The organism is Bradyrhizobium sp. Ken64 (assembly GCF_055807555.1).
In genome coordinates, this window is record NZ_JBVVPA010000001.1 from 400,508 (window position 1) to 417,307 (window position 16,800).

Below are 16,800 nucleotides of genomic sequence, written 5' to 3' on the forward strand. Positions count from 1 at the left end.
ACAGCTTAAAGCTCCAGCAGACCGCCGTCGCCATTTTCGTCGGCGAACGCCAGCAGAGTCCCCTTGGCGTTCCAGGCGAGCGCGGCCACCGGCGGGGTGCCCTTGCGGCGGACCAGGATCTCGGCACCGTCCTCCAACCGCACCATCAGCACGGTGCCGTCGCTGTAGCCGGCCGCGAAGATGTCGTTCCTTGGATGGCAGGCGACGACCGACACGCGCGCCTGCAGCGGCGCGAGCATCGCGGGCTCCTTGCCCATCGGGCCGTCCTTGCTTGCGAAAGGCCACAGGATGACGGTGTCGGCGCCCGAGGTCGCCAGCGCCTTGCCGCCCGCGCTCCATGACATCGAGCGGACGCGGCCGGGATAGCCGGTCATGCGCATGTGCCTGTTGTCGGCAAGCCGCCAGCCGTGCAGAGCCGATTCGTGCATCGTGGTGACCAGGAATTTGTTATCCGGGCTGAAAGTGACGCCGAGATGCGAGCCGGCCCAGGGCAGGAATTCGGCCGATCCCGCCATGTTGGGAAACCACAGCGTCGCGCCGTTGTAATGGGCAATCGCGAGACGCTGGCCCTTCGGCGCAAAGGCGAGGCCGCCCACGGTCGAGGGCACCTCGAGCGACTTCTCCTCGCTCTTGCCGCTCTTGAAGAAGGCGGTCTTGCCGGCCGACCAGGCGTAGGCACCATCCGGATGCAGCGCCACTGCATCGATCCAACGCCGCTTCGGGTCAGTCGCAAGCAGCGTCACTTCGCCCTTGGTGTCGAGCGACACGACTTTTCCATCGTCGCCGCCCATCACGAGGCGCTTGCCATCGGAGGCGGCCGAGAGAATGCCGCCGCTGTGCACGGCGACCTTGCTGATCTCGCCCTGGCCATCCACGAACGCGACATTCTCCTCGCCGCCGACGAAGGCGGCGCGGTTGCCAAGGAAATGCACGGAGGTCACGACCATCCCGAGCGCGAGCGGCTTGACGCGCTCGGTGACGGAGACGATCGAGGCGGAATCGGCGGGTGGCGTAAACTCTTTCATCACGAGACGATGCAGCTCTCAAAACCCTGGCGAATGAGGTCTTGCGGCAATTCGCGGCCGATGAAGACGAGACGGCTCTCGCGCGGCTCGCCGTCCTTCCACTTCCGCTGGTGGTTGCCCTCAAGCATCATGTGGACGCCCTGGAAGACGTAGCGGTCGTCGTCGTCGTGGAAGGCGAGGATGCCCTTGGAGCGCAGGATCTTGCCGCCCTCCACCTGCACCAGATTCTGGAGCCAGGGCATGAACACGTTCGGATCGAGCGGCTTGTCGGTCTTGAGCGACAGCGATTGCATGTCCTCGTCATGATAGTGCTTCAGGCCGTGGCCGTGATCATGATCGTGATGATGGTCGTGGCCGTGATGATGGTGATCATGGTCGTGGTCATCGGCATTCAGGAAGTCCGGCTCGATGTCGAGGATGCGATCGAGGTCGAAGGCGCCGCGGTCGAGCACGTCGGCCAAAGCCACCGAGCAGCGCTCGGTGCGGTGCAGCTTCGCATAGGGGTTGATGGCGCGGATGCGGGCCTCGACCTCGGCAAGCTCGCCCTTGGTGACGAGATCGGTCTTGTTCAGCACGATGACGTCGGCAAAGGCGATCTGGTTCTTGGCCTCGGGCGCGTCCTTGAGACGGTCGGACAGCCATTTGGCGTCCGCAACCGTCACGACCGCGTCGAGCCGCGCGTTCTTCTGCACGTCCTCGTCGACGAAGAAGGTCTGCGCCACCGGTGCCGGATCGGCAAGACCGGTGGTCTCGACGATGATGGCGTCGAACTTGCCCTTGCGCTTCATCAGGCCTTCCATGATGCGCACGAGATCGCCGCGCACGGTGCAGCAGATGCAGCCGTTGTTCATCTCGAACACTTCCTCATCGGCGCCGATGATGAGGTCGTTGTCGATGCCGATCTCGCCGAATTCATTGACGATGACGGCGTACTTCTTGCCATGGTTTTCCGACAGGATGCGGTTCAGCAGCGTGGTCTTGCCGGCACCGAGATAGCCGGTCAGGACGGTCACGGGAATTTTTGGGGCGGTCGCTTCAGACATAACAACTCCGGACTTCGGGCTTTTCGCGCGACGCGAGGCGGGGCGGGGTGGCCCCTGCCCTAGTGGTCAAGCGCGCTGGTCAGGGCCTTTATATTGTGCCTGACCATATCAATGTAAGTGGGTGCAGGCCCCTTTTCGCCGGTCAAACCGTCCGAAATCAGGGTCCCGCCGACTTTTGAGCCGGTCTCCGCCGCGATCCGCCGGATCAGCCGGTCGTCGCTGATATTTTCCAGGAACACGGCTGGTATTTTTTGAGCCTTGATCTGGCCGATGATGGTGGCGATGTCCCGCGCGCTGGGCTCGGTTTCCGTGGAGACGCCCAAGGGCGCGATGAACTGGACGCCGTATTCGGCGGCAAAATAACCGAAGGCGTCATGGGTCGAGATCACCTTGCGCCGCTCTTGCGGGATCTTGGCCACGGCCTCGCGGACCTCGCGGTCGAGCGTTTCGAGCCTTTCCAGATAGGCCTTGGCCTTGGCGCGGAAGAACTCCGCATCATCAGGGTCGGCCGCAGCCAGCGCATTGGCGATGTCGGTGACGTAGACCTTCGCGTTGGGGACGGACTGCCAGCCATGCGGGTCTGCGGCAGAGCCGAGCTTGAGCGGCGCGATGCCGGCGCTCGCGGTGATCACCTGCGCCTTGCTGCCCGAGGACTGCACGAGGCGCGGCAGCCAACCCTCGAGACCAAGTCCGTTGACGACGACCAGCCTTGCGTCCGCGATCCGCTTCGCATCGCTTGGCGCGGGCGTGTAGACGTGGACGTCGCTGTCGGCCCCGACCAGCGTCGTCAGATTGATCCGGTCGCCGCCGACATTGCGGACGAAATCGGCGAGAATCGAGAAGCTCGCGACGACCTTGAGCTGCTCCGCGCCATGCAGCGGCGAGGCAATCAGCAAAAGCACACAAAGCAGGATGCGCCGCATCGCTGTCACGCTTCCAGATGCCGGCCGGGAAATAGTTGCCTGACGACACCGCCGACCCGACCGAATAGGACGGAGACGGTGTAGAGCGCGCTCGCCACCAGAATGATCGCAGGGCCCGACGGCACACGGGTCTGGAACGACAGCACGAGACCTGCATAGCCGGAGACGGCGGCAGCGACGACCGCAATGCAGATCATGACGGTGAGATCGCGCGACCAGAACCGCGCGATGCCGGCCGGGAGGATCATCAGACCGACCGCGAGCAGCGTGCCGAGCGCCTGAAAGCCGTTGACGAGGTTGATCACGACCAGCGCGAGGAAAGCCAGATGCGCAGGCCCGCCAGCCCGGCTCACGGTGCGCAAGAACAAGGGATCGACGCTCTCGATCACTAGCGGCCGGTAGATCACGGCGAGCACCAGCAGCGTCACCGTGGCGTTGAAGGCGACGACCAGCAGCGTCTGGTCGTCCATCGCGAGAATATTGCCGAACAGCACGTGCAGCAGGTCGATGTTGGTGCCCTTGATCGAGACGATAGTCACGCCCAGCGCCAGCGAGGCCAGATAGAAGGTCGCCAGCGAGGCATCCTCCTTCAACCCGGTCGAGCGCGCGACGAGGCCTGCGAGGATCGCGACGGCAAAGCCTGCGATCAGGCCACCGGCCGTCATCGCGAACAGATTGAGACCCGAGAGCAGGAAACCGACAGCGGCGCCGGGAAGAATCGCATGCGCCATGGCATCGCCGACCAGGCTCATCCGCCGCAACATCAGGAACACGCCGATCGGCGCACCCGCGAGCGACAGCGCGATGACGGCCGCGAGCGCACGTCGCATGAACTCGAATTCGGTGAACGGGCCGATCAGCGCGTCATAGAGCATCGGATATCAAGCCGCACGTGAGCGGGCATCATCGGCCGAGCAGGCGGCGGCGCTGTCGTCGAAGGCTTCGCACATCCTCATTGCGACCATCAGATTTTCCGGCGTCAGCACTTCCGCCGTCGGCCCCCACGCCACGGGCCCGCGCGCCAGCACCAGCGTCTCGCTGAAATGGGTGCGCACCATCTCCATGTCGTGCAGTGCGGCGAGCACGGTGCGGCCCTCGCCATGCCAGTGCTTCACCAGCGCCAGCAGATCGGCCGTGGTCTTGCTGTCGATGGCGTTGAAGGGCTCGTCGAGTACGATCAGCCGGGCGTCCTGGAGCAGCACGCGCGCGAACAGCACGCGCTGCATCTGGCCGCCCGAGAGTGTGCCGATCGGGCGGTTTTCGAAACCGTTGAGCCCAACGGAAGCGATCGCGCGGAGGATCTTTTCGCGCGCCGCCTTGCCGATGCCGCCGAACAGGCCGGTCCCACGCCACAGCCCGGTGGCAACGAAGTCCAACACCGAGATAGGGAAGCTGCGGTCGATCTCCGCACTCTGCGGCAGATAGGCGATATCGCGGCTGTCGAGCCCGCCGATATGGATGCTGCCGTCGAGCGGCTTGAGGATGCCGACGATGCCCCGCAGCAGCGTCGACTTGCCGGCGCCGTTCGGGCCGATCACGGCCAGCAGCGCGCCCGGCGCGACCTCCCCGTTGAGGTGGTGCACGGCCGGATGGCGGTCATAGCCGAGCGTAACGTTGTGGAAATGCAGCGCCGCCATGGTCACCTCATCGCCAGGAAGACCACGCCCCAGAGCACGGCGCAGACCGCGAGCGCGGCCGCGAGGCGGGCGGCCATCGTCATGCGCAGGATCGACCAATGCGCCGCCTGAGCCGGATGCGGAGAGGCCGCATCGTGGACATGGGCGTGGGTGTTATGCGCGTGGGTGTGATCGTGTCCATGCGAATGCCCGTGGTCATTGGAATGGCCATGATGGTCGTGATGATGGGCTGGGGACGCGGCGGGAACCATGTCGGAACGTTATATTATAACGTTACCCCTGTCCACGCCGGGCTCAGGGCTTGCCGATCACCATGGCGATGGCGGCGGCGACGAACGGGAACGGCACCGAGACTGCGCAGCGGAACCAGACGAAACGGGCCGGCATGAACGGAATTTCCCACAAAATTACCCGTTGGAAGGCAAACAGCGCCCAGGCGACGACATAGGCAACCACCTGCGGCACCCCACCGCCTGATTTCAGCGCCACCGTACCGATGGAGAAGCCGATCACCGGGCCGCCGGGCGTCGCGGCCCCGGCGATCACGGCAGTCGCGACCCCGAGCCAGCCGCTGTCCGGGCCGAGCCAGCCGCTGATCACCTCCTGCGGGATGATGGCGGCGATGTAGCCGGAGCCGATCACCCCCAGCGCGATCCGCGGCACGATGTTGATGAAGTCCATCGAGCCTTCGCGAAGCGAGGCCTTGAAAACCGGTGGGCCGCGGCGAAAGGCGATCAGGCCGACGCCGAACACAGAGCCCCACAACAGGATGTCGATCAGAAGCGCGGCGCTCACGTCTCGTCGACCTTGATGGCCGGCTTCGGATAAAGCCGGACATAGACGAAGCGGCCGAGCGCGCCTGCGAGCACCGGCAACGGCAGCGAGATGACGATGCGCCACAACGTGAAGTCGGTCCCCATGATCGGGATTTCCCAGGCCACTGCTCGGCCATAGCCGATCAGGGTCCAGCTCACGACCATGGCGATGGTGGCACCGAAATCGGCGCCGACCGCGAGCAGCGCACTCGCCACGGGATAGGCGGTGAAGGGACCGCCGGGCAGGATCGCGCCGAAGGCGGTGCCGATCAGAAGGCCTTTCAGGCCGGATTTCGGCCCGAGCGCGCGCGAGACTTTCTCGTGCGGCAGGATCTCGGAGATGAACGCACCGAGCAGGCAGCCGGCCAGCACGCGCGGCAGGATGCCGCCGAACAGCGAGAGATCGTGGGTCAGGATTTCGAGAACACCGTCGGTGCCGTCACGCCGCCAGACCAGACCCGCGCTCACCGCCACCAGCGCTGCGATGATGATGGTCGACCAGCCGATCGGCTTGCGCACGCGACCCGGCCGCGGCTCGGAGTCCGCGTCCTCGGCGGGCGCCGGGTCTTTCGGGGAGGGTTCTGACAACGGGCGCGTTCGGCTCGAGGGTGATGCCCGTCCTGATTAAGGGCGCCGCAGATGCGATGCAAACAGTACGATGACGGGAGCGATGCGCACGTCGCGCAGGGCCATGCGGGCGAAGTGCGAATTCCGCACAGCAAAAAGGCGGCCGCACGAGCGACCGCCTTTCGCTATTCCGATGAGGCTTAACTCAGGCCTTGTCGAACAGGGACTCGACGTATTCCCAGTTCACGAGGTTCTCGACAAACGCCTTCAGATAGTCGGGACGGCGGTTGCGATAGTCGATGTAGTAGGAGTGCTCCCAGACGTCGCAGCCGAGGATCGGGGTGGCGCCGTGCACCAGCGGATTCTCGCCGTTCGGGGTCTTGGCAATCTCGAGCTTGCCGTTCTTGACCTGGAGCCAGCACCAACCGGAGCCGAACTGGCCGACGCCGGCCGCCTGGAAGTCCGTCTTGAACTTCTCGAACCCGCCGAGGTCCTCGTTGATCTTCTTCTCGATCTTGCCCGGCAGCTTGGTGCCGCCGCCATTGGGCTTCATCCAGCTCCAGAAATGGATGTGGTTGTAGTGCTGGCCGGCATTGTTGAACACCGCGGGGTTCTTGCCGAACGAGCCCTTGACGATCTCCTCAAGGGACTTGCCTTCCCATTCGGTGCCCTTGAGCGCGTTGTTGCCGTTGGTGACATAGGCCTGATGATGCTTGTCGTGGTGGAATTCGAGCGTTTCCTTCGACATGAATTGCCCGAGGGCGTCATAGGCGTAGGGGAGTGGGGGCAGCGTAAAGGTCATGGGTGTTGTCCGCGACTGATGGGGGAACGAGACTTAACGGTCACCCCTTATAGAAGGTTCCGTGGCCGTTAAATACCGCGAATTTTCCAAAAGGCATGGTACGGCGGCTTGGCCGGATTGCATAAAATCGCCGCAAGGATGTCGGGCGTTTCAACCGGGCCGTAAAATATCATTGCCTTTGAGATGCTTATGGCAGAACGAAACGCACCGGCGGCGCGGAGATGCGAAAGAGAGAGCGATGAGCATCGAGATCGACATTTTGAACGGCGACGCCTCTTGGCGAATGGCGCAGCCGCTGCATCAGGCGGTCTTCGGACCTGATATCGTCGCGAAGCAGCCTTGGGCTCACGTCAAATGGGCCAATGCCGACCTGCGCGTGCTGATCGAGACGCCCGAGGATGGTCTCGTCTGCCATGTCGGCATCTATTTCCGTACCGTCACCTGGAACGGGCAGAAGGTTCACATCGGCGGCATCGGCGGCGTCTGCACGCGGGAGGACCGGCGCGGCCGCGGCTATGCGACCATGGCGATCGACGCCGCGGTGCATACCATGCGCGCCAACGAGGCGGTCCGCTTCGCACTGCTGTTCTGTGAGCCGCACAATGTCGCGTTCTACGAGGCCCGCAGCTGGCTCCCCTTCAAGGGCGAGGTCTATTGCGAGCAGCCGGAGGGGCGGATCCGCTTCACCCACATGGCGCCCTATGTCTGCAACATCGTCAGCGCGCCGACGCTGGGCACTATCGACCTCTGCGGCCTGCCTTGGTGAGCCCTGCGTGAAGCGAGGCTGGCGCCGGCGCCGCACGCCCTGTAATATGTCGATCATCATCCAATATTCCGCGCGGTGACACATGACGATCGACGCCTCCCTGGACGCCGTGCCGCCGCCTGCCCCGGTCGCCTCCCCCATCGCCAGCTTGCTGACGGCACCGATCCTGCCGACACTGCTGCGGCTTGCGATCCCCAACATGATCGCGATGGTCGGCAGCACGCTGGTCGCGATTGCCGAGACCTCCTATATCGGCCGGCTCGGCACCATCCCGCTCGCAGCGATCGCGCTGGTGTTTCCGTTCGCCATGCTGACGCAGATGATGAGCGCGGGCGCGATGGGCGGCGGCGTCTCGTCTGCGATCAGCCGCGCGCTCGGCGCAGGTGATCGGACCCGTGCGGCGACGCTGGCGCTGCACGCCGCCATCATCGGCCTCTGCGGCGGGCTTTTCTTCACGGTGACCATGCTCGTCTTCGGCCGCTCGTTCTTCATGCTGCTGGGCGGGCGCGAGCGTGTACTCGAGGAAGCCAGCGGCTATTCGCAAATGCTGTTCTCCGGCGCGGTCGCGATCTGGCTCGTCAACACGCTGGCCTCGGTGATCCGCGGCACCGGCGACATGCGTCTGCCCTCGATGGCGCTGATCGGGACGAGCGTGCTCCAGATCGCGCTCGGCGGCACGCTGGGGCTTGGCCTGTTCGGCGTGCCGCAATTCGGCATGCCCGGTGTCGCCGCCGGTCAGTTGATCGCGTTCACCTGCGCTGCGATCTTTTTCCTCTGGTATCTCGGGTCCGGCCGCAGCCGGCTGCCGCTGGATTTCCGCGCCTTCCATTTCGATCGCGCGTTGTTCTTCGACATCCTCAAGGTCGGCGCGGTCGCCTGCCTGTCGCCGCTCCAGACCGTGCTCACCATTTTGATCTTCACCAAGATCCTGGCGACCTTCGGCACCGAGATGCTGGCAGGTTATGGCATCGGCTCGCGACTGGAATTCTTGCTGATCCCGATCACCTTCGCCTTCGGCATCGCATCGGTGCCGATGGTCGGCATGGCGATGGGCGCCGGCCAGGTGAAGCGCGCGCGGCGCGTGGCCTGGACCGCGGCCGCGGCCTCGGGAATCACGGTCGGCCTGATCGGCCTCGTCATCGCGCTCGATCCGTCACTGTGGGTTTCGCTCTTCACCAGGGATCCCGGCGTCGCCGCCGCCGCGCACAGCTATTTCCACTGGGCAGGCCCGACCTTCGTGTTCTTCGGCATGGGCGTATCGCTGTATTTCTCCTCGCAGGGCGCGGCGCGGGTCGGCGGTCCCGTGCTCGCCTCCACCGCGCGGCTTCTGATCGTCGCGATCGGCGGCGGCACCCTCATGATGGCGCAGGCTCCAGCCTGGACCCTATTCGCCCTGGTCGGCGGCGCCATGATGGTGTTCGGGCTGTCGACCGCAGGTTCGGTCGCCTTGGTGCGCTGGGGCAAATGAGCGCAGGTCATTGCACGCAGGCAAATAAACGCAGGAATGTGATTCCATCCAGCGTTGCACTGTCCTGCTAGGCTGCTATGGAGGCGCTCCACTTCGGGGCTCTCTCCATGACTTCCAGATTCGCTGCTCTCATCGTCCTTCTGGCTGCGCTCCTCGGCGCGACTGCCGCCCATGCGCAGAGCGCCGACGGGACCTGGCTAACCCAGGCCGGCGATGCCCGCGTCAAGATCAGCAAATGCGGCAGCGGCATCTGCGGCAATGTCGTCTGGCTGCGTGAACCCCACGACACCGCGACCGGCCAGCCCGCCTCCGACAGCAAGAATCCCAATCCCGCCCTCGCCAGGCGCCCGATGATCGGCTTGCCATTGTTCAGCGGCATGCAGCCTTCAGGGCCGAACAAATGGTCGGGCCAGATCTACAATGCCGACGACGGCAGCACCTATGCGAGCAGCGTTACGGTGACGTCAGCGGATTCACTGCGGGTCGAAGGCTGCGTCGGCGCGCTCTGCGGCGGCGAGACCTGGACGCGGGCGGGGCGCTAGCGCTTCACGCCGTCATCGCCTTCAGCGCCGTCGCAGCCGAGGCGTAGCCGCCCCGCGCACCGTCGATGAAATGGACGTGGTCGCTGCGGAGCGCCGACGGGGTGAAGCAGGTCATCATCGCAGCGTCCTGCTGGTAGAGGCCGTAACGTACGATGCCGTCGCGCGCGGCAGTCGCGAGGCGATCGCTGAGGGCGCGTTCGAGCTCGGGCGTACAGTCGAGGATCATGCGCAGGCCGTCGTCATATTTTCGGAAATCGGAGTTCTCCACGACCTGCCGTGTATAGAGCTTCGGCACGAAGCCGCCGACCTTGAGATCGAAGCGCATGATCAGATAGACGAAAAGCGTGTAGGCCAGCACGCTGGCGCGGCGTGCGAACAACGGACCTCCGCGCTTGGTGCGCGCCTCATATTCCAGCCCCTGTGGCGGCCATGTCAGCGGCGGCCCTTGTGGCGGCACGGGCCGACCGGCATCCGGACTGCGCTCGACGAGATGGATGATGTCCTCGATCACGTTGCGGAATACCGAGGGATCGGCGCCCTGGGCCGGCATCACCAGCACGGACAGGATCAGGCCACGCGCCGCCGGAATCACCTCGAAGCGGCAGGACAGGCCGGAGAGATCGGGCTGCGTGCCCGCGGGCGCTTCGGGTATCGCAAACTCGCCGCGCTTCATCGCAGCGTCCGCCCAGGCGAGCCCGCCGCCCGAAAACATCGCGTAGGACAAATTGGCCGACGGACCGAAGCGCGCGACGCGCACGTCGAAGCCCTGCGCGCGAATGGCGCTCACCGGCACCAGCGCGACGCGCATCCGCAAGTCGAGATCTTCCCGGACCCAGGTCGCGGTCGCAGCCAAAGCCTCGCGGGCCAGTTCGAGATCATTGGGCGCGATCGCAAAACTCGCGCCGTCGCCGCCGAACACAAAGGGAAATTCGCGTCCCTCCAATGCGTTGGTCACGGCCGCGATCACGGCGGCACCGGCCATGTTCACAGCCTTGTAGAGCTGCGCCGCGATAGCCTTGGTCGAATCCACGATGTCGGCAACGCCGACGCTCCAGTCGTCGGGCAGCGGCGAATACAAAGCGGGGTCCATCAGGCTGGTGAAGCCGCGAAAGACCGGAATGCCGCTATAGAACGCTGATGTCATCGGATGATGCCGGATGGTTGGGACGCACGTCCAAAGAGACATACGTAGAAGAATCGGTTCGGGTACGCCAGGCGCGCGCCCTTGCAACCATTGGCCGAAATGGACCGGGACAACAAGATGAAGGCGCGCTGCAATGCCACAGAAGGTCATTGATCGGCATCAAACAGCTGCGCGCAAATGGCGTCTAGTCTCGATGATCTGACATGGTAGCGAGGGAACATCGACGTGTCCGACTCCGACAGGAAGGACCCCATCGCTCCGGTAAGCCGGCGCACTGGGCGTGATCCGATCAGCGCGGTGAAGATGCCGGAAAGCCTGACCGCCGCCGTCGATAGTTGGGCCGAAACCCATCACCTGTCGCGCTCGGATGCCATCCGTCAGCTGGTCGAGCTGGGCCTGAAGGTCGCGCCCCCGGCACTCCCGCCAGGGCACCCGCTCGCTTCGGATGCCACCAGGATCGAAAAGCTTGCGGTGCATGAACTCGAGGGACTGCTCGATCCTGCCCTGTCTGAAGACGAACGCGAGCGCCGGATCCGCCGCCTGACCGACGGCCCGCCGGAGTTCTCACACGAACGGATTGACCTGCCGAAGCACCGGACCTGAATGTCTAGTGCAGCTTCTCGTCCTGACGCTTGCGCAGCGCGGATGAGGGTACGTCGTGGCAACCGACCAGACGCACGAATTTCTGCGGATACATTTCGTGACCGTGGTCACCGGAATTTTGGTGAGACATCGGCTCGCAGTGAACGGGCTGGCAGTGAACGTCGCTTTGCTGTGCGCAAGATGGCTTTGCCGACGCCTTGTCCAGGCTCGAAGCGGTCATGGACTGCTCCCTATCGATTAGGGCAGATCGATTGACGTAAACCCAATCGATTGCGCGGCATCTTACGACCAAATCCGGATGATGTCATTGCGCCGGATCAATGCAATTGTGGCGACGGAGTTCCGGCTACGCCGTGTTGCCCGCGTCGACCGTAAACACGGTACCCGTCACATTGCGGCCGCCCTCTCCCAGCAAATATTCCACCATCCGCGCGACGTCGTCGGTCTCCGGCAGGCGGCGCAGCGCGCTGCGGCCGGCGATGCGCTTGCGGCTGTCGTCGGACAGGTTGTGCGTCAGCTCGGTGTCGATGAAACCGGGCGCGATCGCGTTCACGGTGATGCCCAGCTTGCCGACCTCGCGCGCGAGCGAACGGGTGAAGCCGGTAGCGGCGGCCTTGGTCGCACCGTAAACGGAGAGGCCGTTATAGCCGGTGGTCGCAATGATCGAGGAGATGTTGATGATGCGGCCGGCGCCGTCGGCCATCATCTGGCGCGCCACATATTTGGTGAGAATGATCGGCGACAGCACGTTGAGCTGTACCAGCGCCTCGATCTCGGAATTGTGCATGGTCGCCAGCAGGCCTTCGGTGCCGAGGCCGGCATTGTTGACGAGGCCGTAGATCGGGCCGAATTCATCGCGCACGAGTTTTGCGAAAGCGGGAATCGCATCGATCACGGCGAGGTCGCAGGCGCGGAAATGCAGGCGCCCCTCCGACCCGGCAATCGCCGCCTTGAGCTCGTCGCTCTCGCGCCGCGCCGCCGCGATCACGTTGTAGCCGCCATCAACAAGCCGCTGGCCGATCGCAAGGCCGATGCCGCGGCTACCACCCGTGACGAGAACATTATGCATCGGTGCGCGCCAGTTTGCCGGCCGGGGTGACGTCGAGCGCCTCGACGAAGCGGATCACCGCCGGCACCTTGTGGGACGCGAGCTGCGCGCGGCACTGATCCAGGATCTGGTCGCGGATCTCTTTCGCGCGCGCCGGATCGGTGCCGTCGGCGAGGATCACGTCGGCGACGACGATGCCGCCGGTGATCGGGCTCCTGCGTGACTTCGCCCGCGACATCCGCACGTCGGGATGACGGTTGATCACCGCCTCGATCTCTTCGGGGTGAACCTTCAGCCCACCGATATTGATGATGCCGCCGCGGCGGCCGACGAAATAGTAGCGGTCGCCACGCAATTCGACGATATCGCCGCTATCGACATACCCGTCTGCATCGGTGAGCGCAGCCGCGTCGCGGCCGATATAGGCGTGCGCCGTGCGCGTCGAGCGGATACGTAGCGAGCCGTCGACGACCTTCATTTCGACGCCGTTGCGGTTGCCGAGATAGTCCGCCGGAAAGCCTTCCAGCCCGTCATTGACGGCAAAGCCGACGCCGGCCTCGGTCGATGCATAGGCATGGCCGACGGAGGAATTCGGGAACGCCGCTTTCAGGCCGTCCAGCACCGCCTGGTCGGCGATCTCGCCGGAGAGGCGGACGTAACGCGGCGCGAATTGCGCGACCGAGCCGCTCATCAACAGCTTGCGCCAGTGCGAGGGCGTGCCGGAGATGTGGGATACGCCGCGCGCGTTCAGCCGCGTAACGTGATCGCCGAGCGCCTCATGCGGATCGGATAGCACCATCGAACCGCCGGAGAGGACGGCGCGGAGGAATATCTGCAGGCCGCCATAGCGGCGGATGTCGTAGAACGTCGCCCATACCGGCGCGGGTCCGCGCGCCGGGCCTTCGGCGACGATGGCGCCGGTGAGTGCTTCCAGTGTATGACCGACGATTTTCGGCACGCCCGACGTGCCCGAAGTCAGCATCAGCCATTCCGTGGCGCGTTCGGTCCTGGCCGGTGCGGTGGCCTGAAGCGGCAGTTGTGCGGTGACGACCAGCGGCACGCCAGTCTCTGCCCAGCAATCGGGCTCGTCGGTGATGACGGCATCGACCCCGGCATCCGCCATCAGCGTGTCGAGATGCGCGGGGTTGAGATCGGGCGGACACAGCAGCATGCGGCGGGCAACACCGTCGAGCTCGATCATGGCAAGGCCCGATCGGAGCTGGTCGGACACTTTCAGCAGCACCGCGCGCCCGGACAGCTCGCCCAGGCGGCCACCCAGGACCGTCTGCGACAGGATATCGGTCAGCGACACGACATGGTGCGCATCCGACAGAGCGCGGCCCGTCAGCTCCGCGCCGAGATGGTCGCGAAGCGCAAAGATCTCACGCGGGGACATTTTCGTAGGCCCGCACGAAATCGCCCACGGTGGCGGGGAACGCTGCGTCCTCGGAGATGGTGAAGGGGTCGACGCCGGTCTCGTCCTCGAGGCGCGCCACCAGGATGGCGAAGGCGAGCGAGTCGAAGCCCGTCTCGTGCAGGGACAGATCGTCCGAAAGCGCGGGAAGCACGACGTGCTGCTCCTTGGCGATCTGCTGGATCGCTTCAATGACCTTAGACCGTACCGACATGGCTGGCTCGCTTCTGTTGTCGTTCGTGTTGCGGCGGTTCTTGATGACCGCCTCCCTTGGCCGTTTGTTTACCCGACAGAAGTAAATGGCTTCTTGGACAATTCGGATAAAATTGGACCTATCTGGCGAATTTTCGCGCGGCTAGAGCCGGATCGTACCATCGTTGATTTGCGCATACGTCTCCGCGTCCAGCGCGACATAGGCGCCGGTGTTCGGGTCCAGCATGAACAGCGGATCGGAGACCGCGCCCGGATCAAATCCCTCGCGCACGAGCTCGCCCTTTTTCTGCTTGAAGGTCTCGGTCGCATCGAGCTCGCGCGAGATGCGTATGAAGACGGGGTGAGCATAGGCCGGCAGGCGCTGTGCGAAGTGGGCGGGCAGCGCCTCGACGGCAAAGCCCTCGTTCACCACGATCGCGCTCATGCCGGCGCGCCCATCGGTGCCGGGGATGCTGACGCCGTAGGTGGTGGCATCGATCACGCCGGTGAAATCGCGCACGGCGTCGTTGACCTCCGAGGTCGCGACGTTCTCGCCCTTCCAGCGAAAGGTGTCGCCGATGCGGTCGACGAAGTGGAAGAAGCCCTTCTCGTCGAGCCGCATCAGATCGCCGGTGCGAAACCAGGAATCGCCCCTGGCAAAGACATCGCGCAGGATCTTCTTCTCGGTCTCGCTCGCCTCGGTGTAGCCTTCGAAGCGACCGCCGCCCTCGTCCGCCGTGCCGATGCGGCCTATGGCTTCGCCGGCCTCGCCACGCGCGCAGGCGATACAAAATCCCTCTGCATTGCGCAGCGGCGCGCCGTTATCGGGGTCGAGCTTGACGAGACCGGCAGGGAAACGATGCGCGAGCAGCGGCGGAATGCGGCCGATCGCGCCGGGCTGGCCCTCGACGTTGAACAGCGAGAAATTGCCTTCCGTCGCCGCGTAGAATTCGAGGATGCGCGGAATGGCGAAACGCCCCTGAAAATCGTCCCAGATGTCGCCGCGCAGTCCGTTGCCACAGACGAGCCGCAGGCGATGCCGGTTCTCGTATTCCGAGGGCGGCGCCTTGAGAAGGTAGCGGCAGAGCTCGCCGATATACTGAAACAACGTGCAGTCGTGGCGCACGATGTCGGGCCAGAAATTCGAGGCTGAGAATTTTTCCGCGATCACCACCGAGCCGCCGGCAGCGAGCATGCTGCATGGCGCGACGATGCCGCCGACCGAGTGGAACAGCGGCAAGCAATCGTAGAGCCGATCCTGCGGCGTCGCGCTGGTGAGGCCGGCGAACCAAAAGCCCCAATTGAGGATGCGGCGGTGGCTGATGCTGGCGGCTTTCGGAAGGCCGGTCGTCCCGGACGTGTAGATCAGCAGGGCTCTGTCGTCGATGGTGACGTCACCACGCTCGTCCGGCGAAAGCGGCCCGTCATAGAGGGCGGCGAGCGCGACATCGATCGCGCGTTCGCTGCGGGCATCGCCATGGGTCCAGACCTTTGCTACCGCTTTCAGGTGCGGCGACGCGCCATCCAGCGCATCCTTGAGCTCGTGCGCGACAATGATGTGAGCGGGCTTTGCTACTCCGATGCAATGCGCGAGCGACTGGCCGACGAGCTTGGTGTTGATCAGCGCGACCACGCCGCCGACCCGGCTGATGCCGAGCCAGGCTGCGACATAGTCGATGCCGTTCGGCATGATCAGCGCAACAGTGCCGCCCTTGGCCACACCGGCCGAGCGCGCCCACCGCGCATAACGATTGATTCGTTTCGAAAGTCCCTCATAGTCGAGGCTCGCGTCATCGGTGGCCAGCGCAATGCGATCGGGCTGGCGCTGCGCCCAATCATCGACGACGTCGGCGAACAGCCGGCCCGGCAACGTCTCGATCCGTGCGGTGAGCTCGATCGCCTTCAGCCAGATTTTCGAAGCCGAAGGTGCGCGCGCAGCTTTCGGTTGCTCGATGACGCCGGTTGTCATGCCGTTCATTCTTTCGGAACGTGTCTGCTGGTTCCCGGCAGCTTAACTCGCACGCCCTGCCCAGGAGTTAAGAGACAAGGTAAACCGGGTTAGTGGGTGATTAACTCTAGTCATCCTTTACCAAACCGGTGGGATCGGCGTGCGCGGTGACCTCGACCGCGAACGCCATCAACGCCTCGTTCGACCCGGCGCTGCCGTATGATTTCGCCAAGGGCATCGCGCCGGTCGCCGGCCTCGCGCGAATTCCGCTGGTGCTGGTCGTCAACAACGACCTGCCGGTGACCAACGTCGCCGACTTCATCGCCTACGCCGAGGCCAATCCCGGCAAGATGTCGATCGCCTCTTCCGGCATCGGCACCTCGCTGCATCTCTCCGGTGAGCTGTTCAAGTCGCTGGCCGGCGTGCAGTTCACCCACGTGCCCTATCGCGGCTCGGCACTCGGATTGACCGACGTGATGAGCGGCCAGATCCATGGCATGTTCGACAACGTCACTTCATCCTTCGAGCTCGTGCGCGCCGGCAAGCTGCGCGCGCTCGGCGTCACCACGCGCGAGCGCTCGGAGATTCTGCCGGACGTGCCATCGATCGCGGACACGCTCACCGGCTACGAGACGAGTTCGTTCTACGGTGTCGGCGCTCCGCACGACACGCCGCGCGAGATCGTCGACCTGCTCAATCGCGAAATCGCCGCCGCGCTGTCCGATGCGGAGATCAAGTCCCGCATCGCCGGGCTCGGCGCGATCCCATTGCACGGCAACGCCAACGCGTTCGGCTGCATGCTGACCGCAGAAACCGAGCGCTGGCGGAAGGTGGTAGAGCTGTCTGGGATCAAGAAGGAATAG

Annotated in this window: 20 protein-coding genes; 5 read left to right on the forward strand and 15 right to left on the reverse strand. The window is 64.7% G+C overall.

Features of this window, described 5'->3' with window-relative positions; translation table 11 throughout:
* Positions 1 to 5 precede the first annotated feature (5 nt).
* From AC0L2F_RS01945 to AC0L2F_RS01985, 9 genes are all read right to left on the reverse strand, one after another.
* A complete protein-coding gene (locus AC0L2F_RS01945; RefSeq protein ID WP_473247459.1) occupies positions 6 to 1,025 on the reverse strand; it encodes a WD40 repeat domain-containing protein in 1,020 nt (339 codons plus the stop codon).
* Complete coding sequence (locus AC0L2F_RS01950) at positions 1,025 to 2,068, reverse strand: CobW family GTP-binding protein (protein WP_473247305.1); 1,044 nt, start codon at positions 2,066 to 2,068, stop codon at positions 1,025 to 1,027. The genes AC0L2F_RS01945 and AC0L2F_RS01950 overlap by 1 nt, the downstream gene beginning before the upstream one ends.
* Before the next feature lie 59 nt (positions 2,069 to 2,127).
* The gene (locus AC0L2F_RS01955; protein WP_473247306.1) at positions 2,128 to 2,991 is read right to left on the reverse strand and encodes a metal ABC transporter solute-binding protein, Zn/Mn family; all 864 of its coding nucleotides are present in this window, start codon (positions 2,989 to 2,991) and stop codon (positions 2,128 to 2,130) included.
* A gap of 5 nt (positions 2,992 to 2,996) precedes the next feature.
* Positions 2,997 to 3,866, reverse strand: a complete 870-nt coding sequence (locus AC0L2F_RS01960; RefSeq protein ID WP_007597190.1) for a metal ABC transporter permease — start codon at positions 3,864 to 3,866, stop codon at positions 2,997 to 2,999.
* A gap of 6 nt (positions 3,867 to 3,872) precedes the next feature.
* Positions 3,873 to 4,628: a metal ABC transporter ATP-binding protein gene (locus AC0L2F_RS01965; protein WP_007615192.1), complete on the reverse strand. Its 756-nt coding sequence runs from the start codon at positions 4,626 to 4,628 to the stop codon at positions 3,873 to 3,875.
* Positions 4,629 to 4,630: 2 nt separating this feature from the next.
* A complete protein-coding gene (locus AC0L2F_RS01970; protein WP_007615194.1) occupies positions 4,631 to 4,879 on the reverse strand; it encodes a hypothetical protein in 249 nt (82 codons plus the stop codon).
* A 43-nt stretch (positions 4,880 to 4,922) separates the two neighbouring features.
* Entirely contained in the window at positions 4,923 to 5,423 is a 501-nt protein-coding gene (locus tag AC0L2F_RS01975) for a hypothetical protein (protein WP_007615196.1), read from the reverse strand.
* Positions 5,420 to 6,031, reverse strand: coding sequence for a permease (locus tag AC0L2F_RS01980; protein WP_473247307.1), 612 nt, complete (start codon positions 6,029 to 6,031; stop codon positions 5,420 to 5,422). Before AC0L2F_RS01980 ends, AC0L2F_RS01975 begins: the two co-directional genes overlap by 4 nt.
* Positions 6,032 to 6,215: 184 nt before the next feature.
* Positions 6,216 to 6,812: a superoxide dismutase gene (locus AC0L2F_RS01985; protein WP_007615200.1), complete on the reverse strand. Its 597-nt coding sequence runs from the start codon at positions 6,810 to 6,812 to the stop codon at positions 6,216 to 6,218.
* 238 nt (positions 6,813 to 7,050) lie between these two features.
* On the opposite strand from AC0L2F_RS01985, the gene AC0L2F_RS01990 reads away from it, so the two are divergent.
* From AC0L2F_RS01990 to AC0L2F_RS02000, 3 genes are all read left to right on the forward strand, one after another.
* Positions 7,051 to 7,578, forward strand: coding sequence for a GNAT family N-acetyltransferase (locus AC0L2F_RS01990; protein WP_007615202.1), 528 nt, complete (start codon positions 7,051 to 7,053; stop codon positions 7,576 to 7,578).
* A gap of 82 nt (positions 7,579 to 7,660) precedes the next feature.
* Entirely contained in the window at positions 7,661 to 9,046 is a 1,386-nt protein-coding gene (locus AC0L2F_RS01995) for an MATE family efflux transporter (protein ID WP_473247308.1), read from the forward strand.
* A gap of 107 nt (positions 9,047 to 9,153) precedes the next feature.
* The gene (locus tag AC0L2F_RS02000) at positions 9,154 to 9,588 is read left to right on the forward strand and encodes a DUF2147 domain-containing protein (protein ID WP_088931444.1); all 435 of its coding nucleotides are present in this window, start codon (positions 9,154 to 9,156) and stop codon (positions 9,586 to 9,588) included.
* A gap of 4 nt (positions 9,589 to 9,592) precedes the next feature.
* Here the strand turns inward: AC0L2F_RS02000 and AC0L2F_RS02005 are convergent, their stop codons facing one another.
* A complete protein-coding gene (locus AC0L2F_RS02005; RefSeq protein WP_473247309.1) occupies positions 9,593 to 10,732 on the reverse strand; it encodes a DUF3095 domain-containing protein in 1,140 nt (379 codons plus the stop codon).
* 225 nt (positions 10,733 to 10,957) lie between these two features.
* Here AC0L2F_RS02005 and AC0L2F_RS02010 point away from each other — a divergent pair, with 225 nt between their 5' ends.
* Positions 10,958 to 11,335 (forward strand): ribbon-helix-helix domain-containing protein, encoded by a 378-nt coding sequence (locus AC0L2F_RS02010; RefSeq protein ID WP_473247310.1) that lies wholly within the window; start codon positions 10,958 to 10,960, stop codon positions 11,333 to 11,335.
* A 4-nt stretch (positions 11,336 to 11,339) separates the two neighbouring features.
* Here AC0L2F_RS02010 and AC0L2F_RS02015 read toward each other — a convergent pair whose 3' ends face one another.
* From AC0L2F_RS02015 to AC0L2F_RS02035, 5 genes are all read right to left on the reverse strand, one after another.
* The gene (locus AC0L2F_RS02015) at positions 11,340 to 11,555 is read right to left on the reverse strand and encodes a hypothetical protein (RefSeq protein WP_007615211.1); all 216 of its coding nucleotides are present in this window, start codon (positions 11,553 to 11,555) and stop codon (positions 11,340 to 11,342) included.
* A 126-nt stretch (positions 11,556 to 11,681) separates the two neighbouring features.
* Positions 11,682 to 12,404 (reverse strand): SDR family NAD(P)-dependent oxidoreductase, encoded by a 723-nt coding sequence (locus tag AC0L2F_RS02020; RefSeq protein WP_007615213.1) that lies wholly within the window; start codon positions 12,402 to 12,404, stop codon positions 11,682 to 11,684.
* Complete coding sequence (locus tag AC0L2F_RS02025; protein WP_473247311.1) at positions 12,397 to 13,779, reverse strand: class I adenylate-forming enzyme family protein; 1,383 nt, start codon at positions 13,777 to 13,779, stop codon at positions 12,397 to 12,399. The genes AC0L2F_RS02020 and AC0L2F_RS02025 overlap by 8 nt, the downstream gene beginning before the upstream one ends.
* Entirely contained in the window at positions 13,766 to 14,011 is a 246-nt protein-coding gene (locus tag AC0L2F_RS02030) for an acyl carrier protein (protein WP_473247312.1), read from the reverse strand. Before AC0L2F_RS02030 ends, AC0L2F_RS02025 begins: the two co-directional genes overlap by 14 nt.
* A gap of 141 nt (positions 14,012 to 14,152) precedes the next feature.
* Complete coding sequence (locus tag AC0L2F_RS02035) at positions 14,153 to 15,967, reverse strand: long-chain-acyl-CoA synthetase (RefSeq protein ID WP_473247313.1); 1,815 nt, start codon at positions 15,965 to 15,967, stop codon at positions 14,153 to 14,155.
* Positions 15,968 to 16,086: 119 nt separating this feature from the next.
* Between AC0L2F_RS02035 and AC0L2F_RS02040 the strand changes: the two genes are divergently transcribed.
* On the forward strand, positions 16,087 to 16,800 hold the full coding sequence (locus AC0L2F_RS02040) for a Bug family tripartite tricarboxylate transporter substrate binding protein (RefSeq protein ID WP_473247314.1): 714 nt from the start codon (positions 16,087 to 16,089) through the stop codon (positions 16,798 to 16,800).